General features: G+C 67.7%; 14 protein-coding genes. 8 read left to right on the top strand and 6 right to left on the bottom strand.

The genetic code is table 11. The features are described 5' to 3' along the window. Positions 1 to 234 precede the first annotated feature (234 nt). The 3 genes from ACF8ML_RS27490 to ACF8ML_RS27480 form a co-directional block, all read right to left on the bottom strand. Positions 235 to 1143 carry a sulfurtransferase gene (locus ACF8ML_RS27490; RefSeq protein WP_392408522.1) on the bottom strand — a complete coding sequence of 303 codons (909 nt, stop codon included), beginning with the start codon at positions 1141 to 1143 and terminating at the stop codon, positions 235 to 237. A gap of 93 nt (positions 1144 to 1236) precedes the next feature. Then, positions 1237 to 2142 carry a DMT family transporter gene (locus ACF8ML_RS27485; protein WP_016452492.1) on the bottom strand — a complete coding sequence of 302 codons (906 nt, stop codon included), beginning with the start codon at positions 2140 to 2142 and terminating at the stop codon, positions 1237 to 1239. 365 nt (positions 2143 to 2507) lie between these two features. Next, entirely contained in the window at positions 2508 to 3647 is a 1140-nt protein-coding gene (locus ACF8ML_RS27480) for an aromatic ring-hydroxylating dioxygenase subunit alpha (protein ID WP_016448933.1), read from the bottom strand. Positions 3648 to 3987: 340 nt separating this feature from the next. Between ACF8ML_RS27480 and xseB the strand changes: the two genes are divergently transcribed. The 5 genes from xseB (at position 3988) to ACF8ML_RS27455 (ending at position 9890) form a co-directional block, all read left to right on the top strand. Continuing rightward, positions 3988 to 4224 (top strand): exodeoxyribonuclease VII small subunit, encoded by a 237-nt coding sequence (gene xseB, locus ACF8ML_RS27475; protein ID WP_016448932.1) that lies wholly within the window; start codon positions 3988 to 3990, stop codon positions 4222 to 4224. Positions 4225 to 4232: 8 nt separating this feature from the next. Beyond that, entirely contained in the window at positions 4233 to 5183 is a 951-nt protein-coding gene (locus tag ACF8ML_RS27470) for a polyprenyl synthetase family protein (RefSeq protein ID WP_016448931.1), read from the top strand. Between the two features lie 203 nt (positions 5184 to 5386). Continuing rightward, the gene (gene dxs / locus ACF8ML_RS27465) at positions 5387 to 7267 is read left to right on the top strand and encodes a 1-deoxy-D-xylulose-5-phosphate synthase (RefSeq protein WP_017405740.1); all 1881 of its coding nucleotides are present in this window, start codon (positions 5387 to 5389) and stop codon (positions 7265 to 7267) included. 264 nt (positions 7268 to 7531) lie between these two features. After that, positions 7532 to 8614: a TRAP transporter substrate-binding protein gene (locus ACF8ML_RS27460; RefSeq protein ID WP_016452489.1), complete on the top strand. Its 1083-nt coding sequence runs from the start codon at positions 7532 to 7534 to the stop codon at positions 8612 to 8614. Between the two features lie 196 nt (positions 8615 to 8810). Then, a complete protein-coding gene (locus ACF8ML_RS27455; RefSeq protein ID WP_016448928.1) occupies positions 8811 to 9890 on the top strand; it encodes a TRAP transporter substrate-binding protein in 1080 nt (359 codons plus the stop codon). Between the two features lie 150 nt (positions 9891 to 10040). Here ACF8ML_RS27455 and ACF8ML_RS27450 read toward each other — a convergent pair whose 3' ends face one another. The 3 genes from ACF8ML_RS27450 to ACF8ML_RS27440 form a co-directional block, all read right to left on the bottom strand. After that, positions 10041 to 11873 carry a TRAP transporter large permease subunit gene (locus ACF8ML_RS27450; protein ID WP_016448927.1) on the bottom strand — a complete coding sequence of 611 codons (1833 nt, stop codon included), beginning with the start codon at positions 11871 to 11873 and terminating at the stop codon, positions 10041 to 10043. A gap of 17 nt (positions 11874 to 11890) precedes the next feature. Further along, positions 11891 to 12499 carry a TRAP transporter small permease subunit gene (locus tag ACF8ML_RS27445; RefSeq protein WP_016452488.1) on the bottom strand — a complete coding sequence of 203 codons (609 nt, stop codon included), beginning with the start codon at positions 12497 to 12499 and terminating at the stop codon, positions 11891 to 11893. A 176-nt stretch (positions 12500 to 12675) separates the two neighbouring features. Then, a complete protein-coding gene (locus tag ACF8ML_RS27440; protein ID WP_016448925.1) occupies positions 12676 to 13866 on the bottom strand; it encodes a helix-turn-helix domain-containing protein in 1191 nt (396 codons plus the stop codon). A gap of 267 nt (positions 13867 to 14133) precedes the next feature. On the opposite strand from ACF8ML_RS27440, the gene ACF8ML_RS27435 reads away from it, so the two are divergent. From ACF8ML_RS27435 to ACF8ML_RS27425, 3 genes are read left to right on the top strand one after another with little or no spacing between them, the layout of a single operon-like run. Next, on the top strand, positions 14134 to 14610 hold the full coding sequence (locus ACF8ML_RS27435) for a (2Fe-2S)-binding protein (protein WP_013803615.1): 477 nt from the start codon (positions 14134 to 14136) through the stop codon (positions 14608 to 14610). Positions 14611 to 14639: 29 nt separating this feature from the next. Continuing rightward, positions 14640 to 17030 (top strand): xanthine dehydrogenase family protein molybdopterin-binding subunit, encoded by a 2391-nt coding sequence (locus tag ACF8ML_RS27430; protein WP_310037964.1) that lies wholly within the window; start codon positions 14640 to 14642, stop codon positions 17028 to 17030. Between the two features lie 10 nt (positions 17031 to 17040). Then, positions 17041 to 17832, top strand: coding sequence for an FAD binding domain-containing protein (locus tag ACF8ML_RS27425; protein ID WP_392408521.1), 792 nt, complete (start codon positions 17041 to 17043; stop codon positions 17830 to 17832). The last annotated feature ends 61 nt before the right edge of the window (positions 17833 to 17893 follow it).

Below are 17893 nucleotides of genomic sequence, written 5' to 3'. Positions count from 1 at the left end.
GGAGGAGGGTCCCTGGCCGTTGAAGTCGGGGCAGGTCTGCGCCGGATGTCTGGTTGTGAGACGGCGTTTGTAAGATTTACCTTACACCTGTAGCAAGGTTTGGATGACTCGATTTCGCCCGGCCTCTGCCGTCCGGGGGCCTGGGAGCAGGCCGCTGCAGTGGTGTTGTTGCATGTCGGCCTTTTGACACAGTGCTGTCATTGTGCAGCCTCCCAGGGGCGGGCATAAGCCGAATTAGCCGCGCTCCACCGGCCTCTTCGGGTCACTGCACCACTCGCTCCAGCTGCCCGCGAAAAGCCGTGCCGGCGGCAGTCCTGCAATGCGCATGGCCAGCAGGTTGGGCAGGGCGCTCACGCCGCTGCCGCACTGGTGGACCACGCTGGCCGGATCGCGGCCGGCCAGCAGCCGGTCGAACTCGGCGCGCAGCAGGGCGGCGGGCTTGAAGCGGCCGTCGGCCGCAATGTTTTCGGTGAAGGGCCTGTTCAGTGCGCCCGGGATATGGCCGGCCACGGGGTCCAGCGGCTCGACGTCGCCGCGATAGCGTGCCGGCGCGCGCGCATCGACCACGGTCTGGCCTGCGCTGCCCAGTGCATCTAGCACCTGCTGTGCCGTCGCCAGCTGCTGCAGCGGCTCGTGCAGCTCGAAGTTGGACTGAAAGCGCGCGCTTTCCTCGCCCGATGCCACGGGCTGGCCTGCGGCCTGCCAGGCCTGGAGACCTCCGTCGAGCACGGCCACATCGCCATGGCCGGCCCATTGCAGCATCCACCACAGGCGCCCGCAGTAGTTGGCGCCGTTGCGGTCATAGACCACGGCCTGCATGTCGTTGGAAAAACCGATCTCCGACAGCCACATGGCAAACAGCTCGCGGCTGGGCAGCGGGTGGCGGCCGCCCGAGGCGGCCTGCTCGCTGGCCGCCACGCTGCCATGTGCGCCGGGCACGCCGTGTTTTGCGCTGAGGTCATGGTCCAGGTCGGCGAAGACGGCGCCGGGAATATGCGCCTGCAGGTACTGCGCCTTGCCGGCCGTGGGTTGGGCCAGGTCGAAGCTGCAGTCAAAGACCATCAGCGGACGGCCGCCGGACTGCAGCGCGGCCAGCTCCTGGACGGAGATCAGGGTCTGGTAGGAGGAGGTGTTGGATGTCATGGATGCGGAACTCCGAAAGCCAGCGCAGGCGGCGGTGCGCCTGCGGCAAAAGGTCCGATCCATTATGCGACGGCCCCAGGCGGGCCGTCGCCGTCAGCCGCGTGAACGCAGGGCCGTGGCCAGGGCGCCGCTGGCCACGATCAGCACGATGCCGGCCCAGCCGATCAGCGGCACGCTTTCGCCGAACAGCGCCAGGCTCAGAAGGGCGGCAAAGACGATGCCCGAGTACTGCAGATTGGCCACCACCAGGGTATTGCGGCTGTTGCCGGCCGAAGCGTAGGCCGCCGTCATGCAGACCTGGGCCACGGCAGCCAGCACGCCCACGGGCAGCAGCCACAGCGCGCGCCAGCCCGGCCAGGCGGACACGCCCGTGAAGCACATGGCCAGGGCGCCGGCCACGGCCGAGCCCAGTGCGAAATAGAACACCACGCGCGCCTCGGGCTCGCCCATGCGCGACAGCGTGGCCACCTGCATATAGGCCATGGCGGCGAACACCCCGCCGATCAGGCCGCCCGCGCTGGCCACGAATTCCTGCGGCGCCGCGCTGGGGCGCAGCACCAGGATCACGCCCACGAAGCCCAGGGCCACGGTGGCGACCAGGCTCCAGGGAAACGGCGGCAGCGCGCGCAGCGCATGCGATTCGGGTTGGCGGCGCAGCTGGTGGCGCAGCAGCAGGCCCTGGCCGATCAGAAAGACCGCCATCCAGATGCTGCTCATGGAGTTGAAGGTGGCGGCCGTGGCCAGCGGCAGGTGGCCGATGGAGTAGAACCAGGCGCCCATGGAGGTTACGCCCACGAAGCTGCGCCAGGCATGCTCGCGCGGGTAGCGCGTGGCCAGCGAAATGCCCTGGTGGCGCGCCAGCCACCACAGCGCCACCATGCTGACCAGCCCGCGGTAGAAGACGATCTCCGCCGCGTTGAAATCCTGGGAGGCGAACTTCACACACACACTCATGACCGCAAAGACGAATGCGGCCGCCACCATCCACAGGGCTTGCATATTAGTGACCGGATAGAGCCGCACAAGGACCGCGGCGCTGGACGAGAAAAGGGTTGGGTTTTGTTTTTGGCGCATGCCGCCTGGCTGTCTACGGCCCGGGGCCGCGGCAGGGGCACGCGCAAGGCACTGTATTGCATAAGCCAAGACATTGGGTCTGCCTCGGGATGCATTGCAGTCGCCAGCCCTGCCCATTGGGCACACCAGGGCGCTTGCATTCAGAAGAGCTGTGCGGCGGGCCTGCCGCTCGATGAAGGCGGCCCGATGCAGGAGGCCCAATGCAGGAGGCCCAATGCAGGAGGCCCAATGCCGGAGGCCCAATACAGACGGCCCGCACGAATGCGGGCCGTCGGAAGAGCCGGAGCCGATCAGCGTGCGGGGACTGCGTCACCCATCACGCCGCGATACCACTCATGGAAGTGCTGCATGCCGTCTTCCATGGGGCTCTGGTAGGGGCCGACCTCGTTGTCGCCGCGCTCGTACAGCGCCCTGCGGCCGGCGTCCATGCGCTCGCCGATCTCGTCGTCCTCGATGCAGGTCTCCATGTAGGCGGCCTTTTGCGCCTGCACGAATTCGGGCTCGAAGGCGGCGATCTCTTCGGGGTAGTAGAACTCGACCACGTTCAGTGTCCGGTCCACGGCCAGCGGGTGCAGGGTCGAGACCGTGAGCACGTGCGGATACCACTCCACCATGATGTGCGGGTAGTAGGTCAGCCAGATCGCTCCGCGTTCGGGCAGCTCGCCGTTGCGGTAGGCCAGCAGCACGTCGTGCCACTTCCTGTAGGTGTCCGAGCCGGGCCGGGCAAAGCCGGGCGCCACGCCCACGGTCTGCACCGAGTACTCCCTGGAAAACTCCCACTGCAGGTCATCGCAGGTCACGAAGTTGCCCAGGCCCGGATGGAACGGGCCCACGTGGTAGTCCTCGAGGTAGACCTCGATGAAGGTCTTCCAGTTGTAGTTGCACTCGTGCATCTCGACATGGTCGAGCACGAAGCCCTCGAAGCTCAGCTGCTCGCGCAGCTTCATGCCGGCGAGGTCGGCCTCGATGTCGCGGCCGTTGTCCTCGAACAGCAGGCCGTTCCACTCGCGCAGCCGGTAGTTGTTCAGGTTCAGGCAGGGATCGTGGCTGAAGTGCGGTGCGCCCAGCAGCTCGCCGCTGGTGCTGTAGGTCCAGCGGTGCAGCGGGCAGACGATGTTGCCCCCCGCATGGCCCTTGCCTTCAGTCATCAGGTTGCCCCTGCCCTTGAGCATCACGGCCTGGCGGTGGCGGCAGACGTTGGAGATCAGCTCCACCTGCCCCCTGGCGTTGCGCACCAGAGCCCGGCCTTCCTTTTCCTGAGGCAGGGCGTAGTAGTCGCCTATCTCGGGAACGGCCAGTTGGTGGCCCACGTAGCGCGGGCCGCGTTGAAAGATGGTCTCCAACTCACGCTGGAACAGCGCAGGGTCGAAGTAGCTGGAAACTGGTAGTTGGCTTGCGGCCTGCTGCAGTTGAAGACTTAAATCAGACATGGATGACCTGACCTAAAGACTCCCCACAGGGAGGGTGCGCGTGCGCACGGGATTGGAAAAAGCAAAACCGGCCGTTCCTGGACATGGAGACAGGCTTCACGACTTGAAAACAAGCGGCGCCCGAGGCGTCCTGTCTTGTCGGTGAGCCCGACCGCATGCCTAGGCAAGGGGCCGGTTTGGCGGGGAATGGGATTATAGCCCGTGGGGTTATTTCCGGATGCCCGGTACGTGTATTGCAAGCGGCCGATGGCGCCTGTCAAGGGCTGTCCGGTTATTGGCGGCGCGGTCGCGGAGGGACGCCTAGAATCGTCGGTTCCCCACAACGCACTGCCAACGCCACATGCCCAAGGCTGCCCCCAAGGCTCCCGCCGAGCCCACCAGTTACGAATCCGCGCTGCAGGAGCTGGAGCAGCTCATCGCGCAGATCGAGTCGGGCCAGCTGCCTCTGGAGCAGATGCTGGCCGGCTACCAGCGCGCGGCGCAGCTGCTCGGCTACTGCCGTGGCCAGCTCGACGCGGTGCAGGAGCAGGTCAAGGTGCTTGACGAGGGGACCCTGGCCCCTTGGAGCCAGGATTGAAGATTGCCATGAGTGCCCTGATGACTTCCGCTTCCGATGTTTCCCAGGCGCCGGGCCTTGGCGCGCTGGATTTTCCCTGCTGGATGAACGACCGCCTGGCGCGCACCGAAAGCGCGCTGTCCCAATGGGTGGGCGTGGATGCGCCGGCCGGCCTGGGCGAAGCCATGCGATACGCCGTGCTCGATGGCGGCAAGCGCCTGCGCCCGCTGCTGGTCTGGGCTGCGGCCGAGGCCGTGGCCGGCCTGCCGTCGGCCGCCGTGCGTGCCGGCTGCGCCGTGGAACTGATCCATGCCTATTCGCTGGTGCACGACGACATGCCCTGCATGGACAACGACGTGCTGCGCCGTGGCAAGCCCACGGTCCATGTGCAGTTCGGCGAGGCCTCGGCCCTGCTGGCCGGCGACGCGCTGCAGGCACTGGCCTTCGAGCTGCTCGTGCCCGCGCCCGACGAGGCTGACGGCATGCCCGATACGCTGCAGGCACGGCTGTGCCGGCTGCTGGGCCGTGCCGCAGGCGCGCAGGGCATGGCCGGTGGCCAGGCCATTGACCTGGCCAGCGTGGGCCTGCAACTGAGCGAGGCCCAACTGCGCGAGATGCACCGCCTCAAGACCGGCGCCCTGCTGCATGCCAGCGTGCTCATGGGCGCAGCCTGCAAGGAGGGCGTGGATGCCCAGGCCTGGCAGGCGCTGTCCGACTACGGGCAGGCGCTGGGCGTGGCCTTCCAGGTGGTGGATGACATCCTCGACGTGGTGGCCGACTCGGCCACCCTGGGCAAGACGGCCGGCAAGGACGCGGCCAACGACAAGCCGACCTACGTCTCGCTGCTGGGCCTGGACCAGGCCCGCGCCCATGCCGACGAGCTGTGCGCCCTGGCGCACGCGGCGCTGGCGCGCAGCGGCCTGCCGGACACGCGGGCCCTGGCGGCACTGGCCGACATGGTCGTGAGCCGCACTCACTGACAATGAAGCACCCCCTGAGTCGCTTCGCGCCTTCCCCCTCTCTACCCGCTTCGCGGGGGAGGGGGACGACACCCTCGCTGCGGGGCGGCCCTTGCTCGGTGTCCCTTGGTGGGGGCGCGCTACTTGCAAGGGTGGCGTTCGATGCCACAGGCAACTGATACGAAAATATGGGCGATGGTCTTGCGGCCATCAAGATATCTAGCATGACCACGAACACCTACTCCCTGCTGCAGACCATCGACGATCCCGCGGATCTGAGGCGTCTGTCGCGTGCCGAACTCAAGACCCTGGCCCAGCAGCTGCGTGCCTATGTGCTCGACAGCGTCTCCAAGACCGGCGGGCATCTGAGTTCCAACCTGGGCACGGTGGAGCTGACGGTGGCGCTGCATGCGGTGTTCGACACGCCCTACGACCGCGTCGTCTGGGACGTGGGCCACCAGACCTATCCGCACAAGATCCTCACGGGCCGGCGCGAGCGCATGGCGTCGCTGCGCCAGTTCGGCGGCCTGTCGGGCTTTCCGCAGCGCGCCGAGAGCGAGTACGACACCTTCGGCACGGCCCACTCCTCCACCAGCATCTCGGCCGCCCTGGGCATGGCCCTGGCCGCCAAGCAAAAGGGCGAGGACCGCCGCGCCATCGCCGTCATCGGCGACGGCGCCATGACGGCCGGCATGGCCTTCGAGGCGCTGAACAACGCCGGCGTGACCGATGCCAACCTGCTGGTCATCCTCAACGACAACGACATGAGCATCAGCCCGCCCGTGGGCGCGCTCAACCGCTACCTGGCCCAGCTCATGAGCGGGCAGTTCTATGCCAAGGCGCGCGACATGGGCAAGAGCGTGCTCAAGCAGGTGCCGCCGCTGCTGGAGCTGGCTAAGCGGCTGGAGCAACAGGCCAAGGGCATGGTCGTGCCGGCCACGCTGTTCGAGAACTTCGGCTTCAACTACATCGGCCCCATCGACGGGCATGACCTGGACTCGCTGATCCCCACGCTGGAGAACATCAAGAGCCTCAAGGGCCCGCAGTTCCTGCACGTGGTCACGAAGAAGGGCCAGGGCTACAAGCTGGCCGAGGCCGACCCCGTGGCCTACCACGGCCCCGGCAAGTTCGACCCCAGCGTGGGCCTGGTCAAGCCGGCCACGCCCCCGAAGCAGACCTTCACCCAGGTCTTCGGCCAGTGGCTGTGCGACATGGCGGACAAGGACCAGCGCCTGGTGGGCATCACGCCGGCCATGCGCGAGGGCTCGGGCATGGTGGAATTCCACAAGCGCTTTCCGGGCCGCTACTACGACGTGGGCATTGCCGAGCAGCATGCCGTCACCTTCGCGGCCGGCATGGCCTGCGAGGGGCTCAAGCCCGTGGTCGCCATCTACTCGACCTTCCTGCAGCGCGCCTACGACCAGCTGATCCATGACGTGGCGCTGCAAAAGCTGCCCGTGGTCTTTGCGCTGGACCGTGCGGGCCTGGTCGGCGCCGACGGCGCCACGCATGCCGGTGCCTACGACATTGCCTTCGTGCGCTGCGTTCCCCACATGAGCATGGCCTGCCCGGCCGACGAGCGCGAATGCCGCCAACTGCTCACCACGGCCTACGAGCAGGACCATCCGGTGGCCGTGCGCTACCCGCGTGGGGCGGGCGTGGGCGTGGCCCCGCTGGAGAGCCTGCAGGGGCTGCCCTTCGGCAAGGGCGAGGTGCGCCGCGAATCGGCGGCGAAGAAGGTCGCCATCCTGGCCTTCGGCACCTTGCTGTATCCCGCGCTGACCGCAGCCGAGGCGCTGGACGCCACCGTGGTCAACATGCGCTGGGCCAAGCCGCTGGACGAGGAACTGCTGCGCCAGGTGGCCTCCACGCACGAGCTCATCGTCACCGTGGAAGAGGGCTGCATCATGGGTGGCGCAGGCAGCGCCGTGGCCGAGTCGCTGCAGGCTGCCGGCATTACGCGACAGCTGCTGCAGCTGGGCCTGCCCGACGAGTTCATCGAGCACGGCGATCCCGCCAGGCTGCTGGCCCTGCAGGGGTTGGACGCGGCCGGCATCGAGGCGTCGGTGCGCGCCCACCTGGCGCCTGAGCGCGCCGTGGCCTGAAGATGGGACGGGCCTGTGCCCCGCGATGGGGCGCATCGCGCATGCCGAGCAGGACTACGCGGGGGAAAACCCCGTCCGCGCTTGCTTTGCGGCGTTTTTAGAATCGATACCACCTGATACAGTGTGAATGCACGTGCGAACGTGCGTTTTTTTTGCCGCCGGGCCCCCAAGGCAGAAGCGGCCCCTCGGAGGGGCAGCGGACCTTGCGCAGCAAGGGGTGGTGGTGGCTTTTTCTGACTGACAACACATCGCGGAGAGACATTCATGGACCGTCGTTCGATCATCAAACATGCGGGAATCGCCGGCGTGCTGGCTGTGGGAGCCGCACCCGCAGTCCACGCCCAGGAGGCGGTCCGCTGGCGTCTGGCCGCGAGCTTTCCCAAGTCGCTGGACACCATCTTCGGCTCGGCCGAAATGTTCTCCAAGACGCTCAAGGCGATGTCGGGCGGCAAGTTCGAAGTCTCGGTGCATGCGGCCGGTGAGCTGATGCCCGCCTTCGGCGTGGTCGACGGCATCCAGAACGGCACCATCGAGATGGCGCTGACGGCGCCCTACTACTTCACCGGCAAGGACTACATCTTCGCCTTCGGCTGCGCCGTGCCCTTCGGCCTGACGGCGCGCCAGATGGATGCATGGATGGAGCACGGCGGCGGCCGCAAGCTCATGGACGAGTTCTATGCCCAGTACAACATCAAGAGCCAGAGCGCAGGCAACACGGGCACCCAGATGGGCGGCTGGTTCCGCAAGGAGATCAAGTCGGTGGCCGATCTCAAGGGCCTGAAGATGCGCCTGGGCGGCGGCCTGTTCGGCGACGCCATGCTCAAGCTCGGCGTGGTCGCGCAGAACATGCCCGTGGGCGAGGTCTACCAGGCGCTTGAAAAGGGCACGCTGGATGCCGTGGAATTCGTGGGTCCGTACGACGACCAGAAGCTGGGCTTCAACAAGGTCGCTCCCTACTACTACTACCCCGGCTGGTGGGAAGGCGGCGCCGAGCTGGAGTTCTTCATCAACACCAAGGCGTATGCGGCCCTGTCGCCCGAGTACAAGGCCATGGTCGATGCGGCCTGCAACGTGGCAGCGCGCGACATGACGGCCAAGTACGACGCCAACAACCCCGTGGCGCTCAAGAAGCTGGTGGCCGACAAGACCCAGCTCAAGGCCTTCCCCAAGGACTTCATGGATGCCGGCTACAAGGCCGTCATGGAGATCATGGCCGAGCATGACGCCAAGTCGCCCATGTTCAAGAAGATCAACCAGAGCCTGCGCACCTTCCAGCGCGACCAGCTGCTGTGGGAGCGCTTCTCGGAGTTCCGCTACAACAGCTACATGACCACGGCCAAGCTGTAAGCAGGTCTGCAGCCAGCAGCACGCACAAGGACGGTCCATGCCTTCCACGCCTGCAGGCCAAGCCCGCGTCCCCTCTGCGAAATGCAGCGGGGACGGCGGGCTTTTTTGTTCCGATGATGTATGTGGGCCGAGCTGCCAAGAGCAGTCCGGCCTTTTTTGAATGCTCTCAAGCAGAGCGAATCAGGAGGAGACAGAGATGGACAGAAGAAAAGCACTCAAGCACGCCGGTCTGGCCGGCGTATTGACTGCCGCAGCGGCGCCAGCCGTTCATGCGCAGGCGGCGGTGCGCTGGCGCCTGGCGTCCAGCTTTCCGCGTTCGCTGGACACCATCTACGGCTCTGCCGAGGTGTTTTCCAAGGCGATCAAGGAAATGTCGGGCGGCAAGTTCGAGGTGTCGGTGCATGCGGCCGGCGAGCTGATGCCCGCCTTCGGCGTGGTCGATGGCGTGCAAAACGGCACGGTGGAGATCGCGCACACGGCGCCCTACTACTTCTTCGGCAAGAACGAGGCCTTTGCCATCGGCGGCGCCATTCCGTTCGGCATGAACTCGCGCCAGCTCACGGCCTGGAACGTGGACGGCAACGGCGGCAAGCTGATGCGCGAGTTCTATGCCGAATACGGCATCGTCAACTTCCTGGGCGGCAACACCGGCGCCCAGATGGGAGGCTGGTTCCGCAAGGAGGTCAAGACGACCGAGGACATCAAGGGCCTGAAGTTCCGCATCGGCGGCTTCGCGGGCCGGATCATCGAGCGCATGGGCGGCGTGCCCCAGAACATCCCGGGTGGCGAAATCTACCAGGCGCTGGAAAAGGGCACCATCGATGCGGCCGAATGGATCGGCCCCTATGACGACCTCAAGCTGGGCTTCAACAAGGTCGCGCCGTTCTACTACTACCCCGGCTGGTGGGAAGGCAGCCTGAACCTCGAGTTCTACGTGAACCAGAAGGCGCTGGCCGCGCTGACGCCCGAGCAGCGCGCCATGGTGCAGGCCGCCTCGCACGAGGCCCATGTGGTCACCCAGGCCCGCTACGACGCGCGCAATCCAGGCGCGCTCAAGCAACTGGTGGCCAGCAAGGCCAAGGTGCTGGCCTTCCCGCAGACCGTGCTCGATGCCTCCTACAAGACCACCATGGCGGTCTATGCGGAGCTGGCCGAGAAAAACCCTGCATGGAAGAAGATCTACAGCGACTACCGCAACTTCCAGCGCGACGAGGTGCTGTGGTTCCGCTTCGCCGAGGCGCGCTACGACGCCTTCATGTCGGCGCAGAAGCTGTGAAGTCGCGGCGCCCTCGGGCGTCATGCGCGAAAGAAAGCCGGGCACTGCCCGGCTTTTTTCATGCGCGCAGGGGACCGGCGCACGCCGGGGTCCGAACGAAAAAAGGCCCCGCGGTTGCGGGGCCTTTGCTGTCCTTGAGGGAGCCTGCGATCAGCTGCCGGACTTGCTCTCGCCCGGCGTGGCCGGCTGCTCGCGCTGCAGCTGGTCCTGCAGCGCCTTGAGCGCATCGTCCTCACCGCCCGCCGGGGCCGAGGGCTCGCCAGGGGTGCCCTCGGGTGCGGGGGGCTGGTTCGCGCCGTCGCCGTTGAACATGGGGTCGTTGAAGTCGATGGCCTCGGGCATGGATGCCTCCATCTCCTGGCGCACCTTGTCCAGGTCGTACTCCACCTTCTTGTCCAGCCCGCTGGAGACGATGCCGGGGAAGATGATGATCAGGGCCACCATGACCAGCTGGATCAGCAGGAAGGGGATGGCGCCCGCATAGATCTGCATGGTGGTCACGGGCTCGGTCATCTTCTTGGTGACCTTGTCCACGTAGGCCTTGGCCGGTGCCACGCTGCGCAGGAAGAACAGCGCGAAGCCGAAGGGCGGGTGCATGAACGAGGTCTGCATGTTCACGGCCAGCAGCACGCCGAACCAGACCAGGTCGATGCCCAGCTTGTCGGCCACGGGGGCCAGCAGCGGCACGACGATGAAGGACAGCTCGAAGAAGTCCAGGAAGAAGGCCAGCACGAAGATCATGATGTTGACCACGATCAGGAAGCCGATCTCGCCGCCGGGCAGGGACACCAGCAGCTCCTCCACCCACTTGGGGCCGTCCACGCCCTGGAAGGTCAGGCCGAACATGGTCGCGCCGATCAGGATGAACATCACGAAGCACGACAGCTTGGTGGTGGACATCAGCGCCTGCTTGAGCAGGTCCATGCTCAGGCGGCCGCGCACGAAGGCCATGACGGCCGCGCCCAGCGCGCCCATGGCGCCGCCTTCGGTGGGGGTTGCCACGCCCAGGAAGATGGTGCCCAGCACCAGGAAGATCAGCAGCAGCGGCGGGATCAGCACGAAGGTCACGCGCTCGGCCATGCGGCTGAGCAGGTGCAGGCCCGTGAGCTTGTTGAACATGGCGGCAATGAAGGCCAGCGCCACGCCGAAGCACATGGACACCACGATGGTCTCGTCCAGAGCGACCTTCTCCACCACATCGCCGGACCACCAGGTGTGCAGCTGGGGCATGTACTGGGCGACCACCATCGAGGCCGCCACGCACAGCACGGTCAGCACCAGGGTGGAGGGCAGGCCGGAGTTGCCATTGGGCTCGCGCAGCGTGCGCGCCTCGGGCGGCAGGGCGGGCACCATGGCGGGCTTGAAGATGGCCAGCACGACGATGAACAGCGCATAGAAGCCCGTCAGCATCAGGCCCGGCAGGAAGGCGCCCTTGTACATGTCGCCCACGCTGCGGCCCAGCTGGTCGGCCAGCACGATCAGCACCAGGGACGGCGGAATGATCTGCGCCAGCGTGCCCGAGGCCGCGATCACGCCCGAGGCGACCCGGCGGTCATAGCCGTAGCGCATCATGATGGGCAGGGAGATCAGGCCCATGGAGATCACCGATGCCGCGACCACGCCCGTGGTCGCCGCCAGCAGCGCGCCCACGAAGATCACCGCAAAGGCCACGCCGCCGCGCACGGGGCCGAAGAGCTGGCCCACGGTCTCCAGCAGGTCCTCGGCCATGCCGCTTCGCTCCAGTATCAGCCCCATGAGGGTGAAGAACGGTATGGCCAGCATCGTCTCGTTCTGCATGATGCCGAAGATGCGCAGCGGAAGGGCCTGCAGCAGGGCTTCGGGCAGCACGCCCAGTTCGATGCCGACAAAGGCGAAGAACAGTCCGCAGGCGCCCAGGCTGAATGCCACGGGAAATCCCACGAGCAGGAAAAGTATCAGCCCCGCGAACATGATCGGGGCCAGGTTGTGGATCACGAATTCCATGATGTCTGTTTCCCCGATCAGGCGCCTTGCCCGCTTTTGTCCTTGGCTCCTGCCAGCCCGCGCAGGGCTTCGGCCAGGTCTTGCTCTGCGGTCTTCTCGCCCTTCTTGGCCGTGGGATCGTCGATCAGGCCCTTCAGGAAGGCGATGCGCTTGATCAGCTCCGACATGCCCTGCAGCAGCAGCAGCCCGAAGCCCAGGGGAATCATCAGGTAGACGGGCCAGCGCACCAGGCCGCCTGCATTGCCCGACATCTCGCCGGTCTGCATGGCCTGGATCACGAACGGCGTGCCGAACCACAGGATGGCCAGCGCCATGGGGGTCAGGAAAAAGACGAAGCCGAAGATGTCGATCCAGATCTGCGTGCGCTTGGACAGACGGCTGGCGATCACATCCACCTTCACGTGCTCGCCCTGCAGCAGCGTATATCCGGCGGCCAGCAGGAAGGAGGCGGCGAACAGGTACCACTGCACTTCGAGGTAGGCGTTCGAGCTGGTGTGCAACACCTTGCGCACGATGGCATTGATGCCGCTGATGACCGTCGAGGCCAGGATCAGCCAGATAAGGCATCGCCCGACCAGGCTGTTGAGCCAGTCGACCCCTCTTGAGAATTTGAGCAAAGCCTGCATGGTGTCTCCAAAAAGTAGGCTGTATTGGGTCCGTCGCCGTACGCCGGCCTGTAGGCCGGCGCGCAGCGCTCTTGTCGGCGCATGGACCAAAGCCGTCGATTCTACGGAGACCCGAACGCCGCAGGCGGCCTGCTCCCCCTAAAAGAAATCCGTGTGAACCCGAGGAAACGTCCCGTTCAGGTTGTCGCGCGGGGCCTGCGGGCGCCCAGTTTTCGGTACATCGTGGCCCGGCTGATGCCCAGCGCGCGGGCGGCCCGGGTCACATTGCCCTGGGCATCCTGCAGGGCCTGCTCGATCAGCACGCCCTCGCTGGCGCGCAGCGGGCTGGCCTGGGCGGCGGCAGCGAGTGCCGCCGTGCCCAGCGCAGGCAGCAGCTGGCGCAGCTGGGGCCCGGGCTGCACCAGTGCCTGCAGCCGCAGGCCCGACCACAGCGGCAGGCGCAGCGGTTCGTTGGGGCGCTGGCGCGCATGCTCCACCAGCGCCGTCCAGGGCATGGCCAGCAGTTCGCTGCAGTGCAGCGGCTGGCCCGGCTGCGCCAGCGGCTGGGGCACCAGCTGGCGCGCCAGGGTATTGCTGCCCGCCACATGCCCTTCGGCGTCCACGGCCAGCAGGCCTTCGCCCTCCTGTCCCAGAGGCCCGCCGGGCCAGTTCAGGTGCAGCAGCAGCGCGTGGGGCAGGGCGCGCAGCAGCCGGTCCTCGATGGCGCGGGCGCAGCGCAGCGCCAGGTGCATCAGCTCGGGCCGCTCGGGCACGTCCACGCCCGTGATGTCCAGCATGCCCAGGCAGCGGCCGTCCGGGGCGTACAGCGGTGCGCCCGCGCAGCTGTAGTGGCGGTTGGCCTCGAAGAAATGCTCGGCCCGGTGCAGCCAGACGGGGCCGTGCTCGGCCAGGGCCGCACCGATGGCGGTGGTGCCCACGCCCTGCTCGGACAGGTCCACGCCCACACGGGCGATGGCCTGCACGCGGATGTCGCTGCGGTCCAGCGGCCCCTGCACGTCCAGCACGGTGCCGTGCGCATCGGTCAGCAGGCTGAAGTAGCGCATGGCGCCCACGGCGCCCACCAGCTGGGTCATCACGGGGTGCGCCGCCTGCAGCAGCGCCTCGTGGCCGTCACGTGCCTGGCGCAGCGCATGCGGCCCCAGTGCTTCGTAGACCACGCGCTCGCCCGGGCGGCGGCCTGCCGCCAGGCAGCGCTGCCAGGAGCGCCACAGCCAGGGCGCGATGCCGGCAGGGGGGGCGGGCAGAGTGGCAGGCGGCATGCCGGCCAGCGCCTGCTCGCCGAAGGCCAGGCTGCGGGCCCGGGCGATCTGCGCGTGGCGCGGATCGGCGGGGCAGGGCTGCGCGGCGTCGGGGCTCAGGGCGAACATGGGGCGGGGACTCCTGTGGCTGGCTGGCAAGGGATTGCGAACGGGCTGGCAGGCGGGCACGGTCGAAGCCGGGGGCGCAGGCGCAAGCGGTGCGGGCTGCGGCTGCGGTGACGACTGTGTCATTTTGAGAATATCCGCGCCGCCCGGCCCGGGCTTGCGGGTCAACCCTAGAACGGGCGCCTGCGGGCAGGGCGACCATGGCAGGCGAGGTTTCCGGCGTTCCCCCACGTTCCAGATCACCGCCGAACACAGGCAGGAGACAGCACGATGAATGTCCAGCTCACCGTCAACGGGCGCGCGCAGCGCATCGACGTTCCACCCAACACCTTGCTCGTGCATGCGCTGCGCGAGCACCTGCGCCTGACCGGCACGCATGTGGGCTGCGACACCAGCCAGTGCGGTGCCTGCACCGTCATCGTCGACGGCCACGCCGTCAAGTCCTGCGCCATGCTGGCCGTGCAGGCCGAAGGCTGCGAGGTGCGCACCATCGAAGGGCTGGCGGATATCGACGGCGGCCTGCACCCCATGCAGGCGGCCTTCAAGGAGTGCCACGGCCTGCAATGCGGCTTTTGCACGCCGGGCATGGTCATGAGCGCCGTGGACCTGTGCCAGCGCCAGCCGTGCGCGGGCGATCGCGAGATCCGCGAGGCGCTGGAGGGCAACCTGTGCCGCTGCACGGGCTACCAGAACATCGTGGCCGCCGTGAAAAAGGGCAGCCAGGCCATGGCAGGGCCTGCGGCCTGAGCGCCGCAGGTCACCACAAGGAGACAGCCATGGGTGCATCCGACTTTTCCAAGCTCCCCCACATCGGCGAGCCCGTCAAGCGCAAGGAGGACTACCGCTTCCTCACGGGCGCGGGCCAGTACACCGACGACATCGCGCTGGCCGCCCAGGCCCATGCGGTGTTTGTGCGCTCGCCGCACGCGCATGCGCGCGTGCGCTCCGTGTCCACCGACGCGGCCAAGGCCGCGCCCGGCGTCATCGGCGTGCTCACGGGCGCCGACGTGGCGGCCGACAAGATCAACGGCCTGCCCTGCGGCTGGCTGATCACCAGCACCAACGGCGAGCCCATGAAGGAGCCGCCGCATCCCATCCTGGCGCTGGACACCGTGCGCTACGTGGGTGACCAGGTCGCCATGGTCGTGGCCGAGACGCTGGAGCAGGCGCGCGACGCGGCCGAGCTGGTGGAGGTGGACTACGACCCGCTGCCCGCCGTGGTGCTGGTGGCCGACGCCGCGGCCGGCAGCGTGCCCGGCGCGGTGGTGCACGACATCGCCCCCGACAACCACTGCTACAAATGGGCCATCGGCGACAAGGCCGCCGTGGATGCCGTGTTCGCCGGTGCCGCCCACATCGCCCAGCTGGACCTGGTCAACAACCGCCTGGTTCCCAACGCCATGGAGCCGCGCGCGGCCATCGGCAGCTACAGCCGCGCCAATGACGAGTACACGCTGTACGTGGCCAACCAGAACCCGCACGTCGAGCGGCTGCTGATGACGGCCTTCGTCATGGGCCTGCCCGAGCACAAGGTGCGCGTGATCGCGCCCGACGTGGGCGGCGGATTCGGCTCCAAGATCTTCCTGTATGCCGAGGATGTCTGCCTGACCTGGGGTGCGCGAAAGCTCAACCGCAACATCAAGTGGACGGCCGACCGCAGCGAGTCCTTCCTCACCGACGCCCATGGCCGCGACCACGTCAGCCATGCCGAGATGGCCATGGACGCCAGCGGCAAGTTCCTGGCCATGCGCGTGCACACGGATGCCAACCTGGGCGCCTACCTGAGCACCTTCGCCAGCGCCGTGCCCACCATCCTCTATGCCACCTTGCTGGCCGGCCAGTACGCCACGCCCCAGGTCTATGTGGAAGTCGATGCCTGGTTCACCCACACCGCGCCCGTCGATGCCTACCGGGGCGCGGGCCGGCCCGAGGCCACCTACCTGCTGGAGCGCCTGGTCAGCCGCTGCGCCTGGCAGCTGAACCTGTCCCAGGCCGAGATACGGCGGCGCAACTTCGTCACCAGCTTCCCCTACCAGACGCCCGTGGCCCTGCAGTACGACGTGGGCGACTACGGCGCCTGCATGGACAAGGCCGAGGCCCTGGCCGACGTGGCCGGCTTTGCCGCGCGCCGTGCCGACAGCGAGGCGCGGGGCCTCAGGCGCGGCCTGGGCTACAGCAGCTACATCGAGGCCTGCGGCCTGGCGCCCAGCAACATCGCAGGCGCCCTGGGCGCGCGGGCCGGCCTCTTCGAATGCGGCGAGGTGCGCGTGCACCCCACGGGCAGCGTCACCGTGTTCACGGGCTCGCACAGCCATGGCCAGGGGCACGAGACCACCTTCGCCCAGGTGGTGGCCGCGCGCCTGGGGATACCCGTGGAGAACGTGGACATCGTCCACGGCGACACGGGCCGTGTGCCGTTCGGCATGGGCACCTATGGCTCGCGCTCCATCAGCGTGGGCGGCGCGGCCATCATGAAGGCGCTGGACAAGATCGAGGCCAAGGCCAAGAAGATCGCGGCCCACCTGATGGAGGCCAGCGACGCCGACATCGACTTCGCAGGCGGCGAGTTCACGGTGCGCGGCACCGACAAGAAAATCCCCTTCGCCCAGATCGCGCTCACCGCCTATGTGCCGCACAACTACCCGCTGGACAAGCTGGAGCCCGGCCTCAACGAAACCGCCTTCTACGACCCCACCAACTTCACCTTTCCCGCAGGCACGTACATCTGCGAGGTCGAGGTGGACCCGGCCACGGGCGTGGTGCGCGTGGACCGCTTCAGCGCCGTGGACGACTTCGGCACCATCATCAATCCCATGATCGTCGAGGGCCAGGTGCACGGCGGCGTGGCCCAGGGCATAGGCCAGGCGCTGCTGGAAAACTGCGTCTACGACCGCGAGACCGGCCAGCTGCTCACCGGCAGCTTCATGGACTACGCCATGCCGCGCGCCGACGATTTCCCCGAATTCAAGCTCGGCACCGTCTGCACGCCCTGCACGCACAACCCGCTGGGCACCAAGGGCTGCGGCGAGGCGGGGGCCATAGGCTCGCCGCCCGCCGTCATCAATGCCGTGCTTGACGCACTGCATCCCCTGGGTGTCAGGGACCTGGACATGCCGGCCAGCCCGCACCGTGTCTGGTCGGCCATCGACGCCGCAGCCACCTCCTGAGGAGAGCGCCATGTACCCATTCACCTATGAAGCCCCTGGCACCACGGCCGACGCCGCTGCCCTGGCCGCCCAGGGCGGCCAGTACCTGGCCGGCGGGCAAAGCCTGCTGCCATCGATGCGCCTGCGCCTGGCGCGGCCCGAACAGATCGTGGACCTGAACCGCGTCCAGGGCCTGGCCGGCATCGCCGTCAACGGCCAGACCGTGGAAATCCGCGCCATGACACGCCACGCCGACGTGGCCGCCAACCCGCAGGTCCAGGCCGCCATCCCGGCCCTGGCCGAGCTGGCCGGCGGCATCGGCGACCGCCAGGTGCGTGCGCGCGGCACCATCGGCGGCTCGCTGGCCAACAACGACCCCGCTGCCTGCTACCCCAGCGCCGTGCTGGGCCTGGGCGCCACCGTCGTCACCGACCGGCGCGAGATCGCGGCCGACGACTTCTTCCAGGGCATGTACACCACGGCGCTGGGCAGCGGCGAGCTGATCACGGCCGTGCGCTTTCCCGTGCCGAGGAAGGCCGCCTACCTCAAGTTCAAGCAGCCCGCCTCGCGCTTCGCCCTGGTGGGCGTCTTCGTCGCCCAGACCGACAGCGGCGTGCGCGTGGCCATCACGGGCGCCGGGCTCAGCGTGTTCCGCCACACGGGGCTGGAGGCCGCGCTCAACCAGAGCTTCACGCCTGACGCGGCCGCCCAGGTGCTGATCGACCATGCCGACCTCAACAGCGACCTGCATGCCAGCGCGCGCTACCGGGCGCAGTTGATCAGCGTGCAGACGCAGCGTGCGGTATCGCAGATGCTGGGGTGACTATGGTGACCCCCTGAGTCGCTTCGCGCCTTCCCCCTTGAAGGGGGACGACACCCTCGGT

It is taken from the genome of Delftia sp. WSY_10 (genome assembly GCF_043104705.1).
GTDB lineage: Bacteria > Pseudomonadota > Gammaproteobacteria > Burkholderiales > Burkholderiaceae_C > Comamonas > Comamonas tsuruhatensis.
Note: the sequence above shows the minus strand (reverse complement) of the source record. Positions and strands in the feature narration are given on the sequence as shown.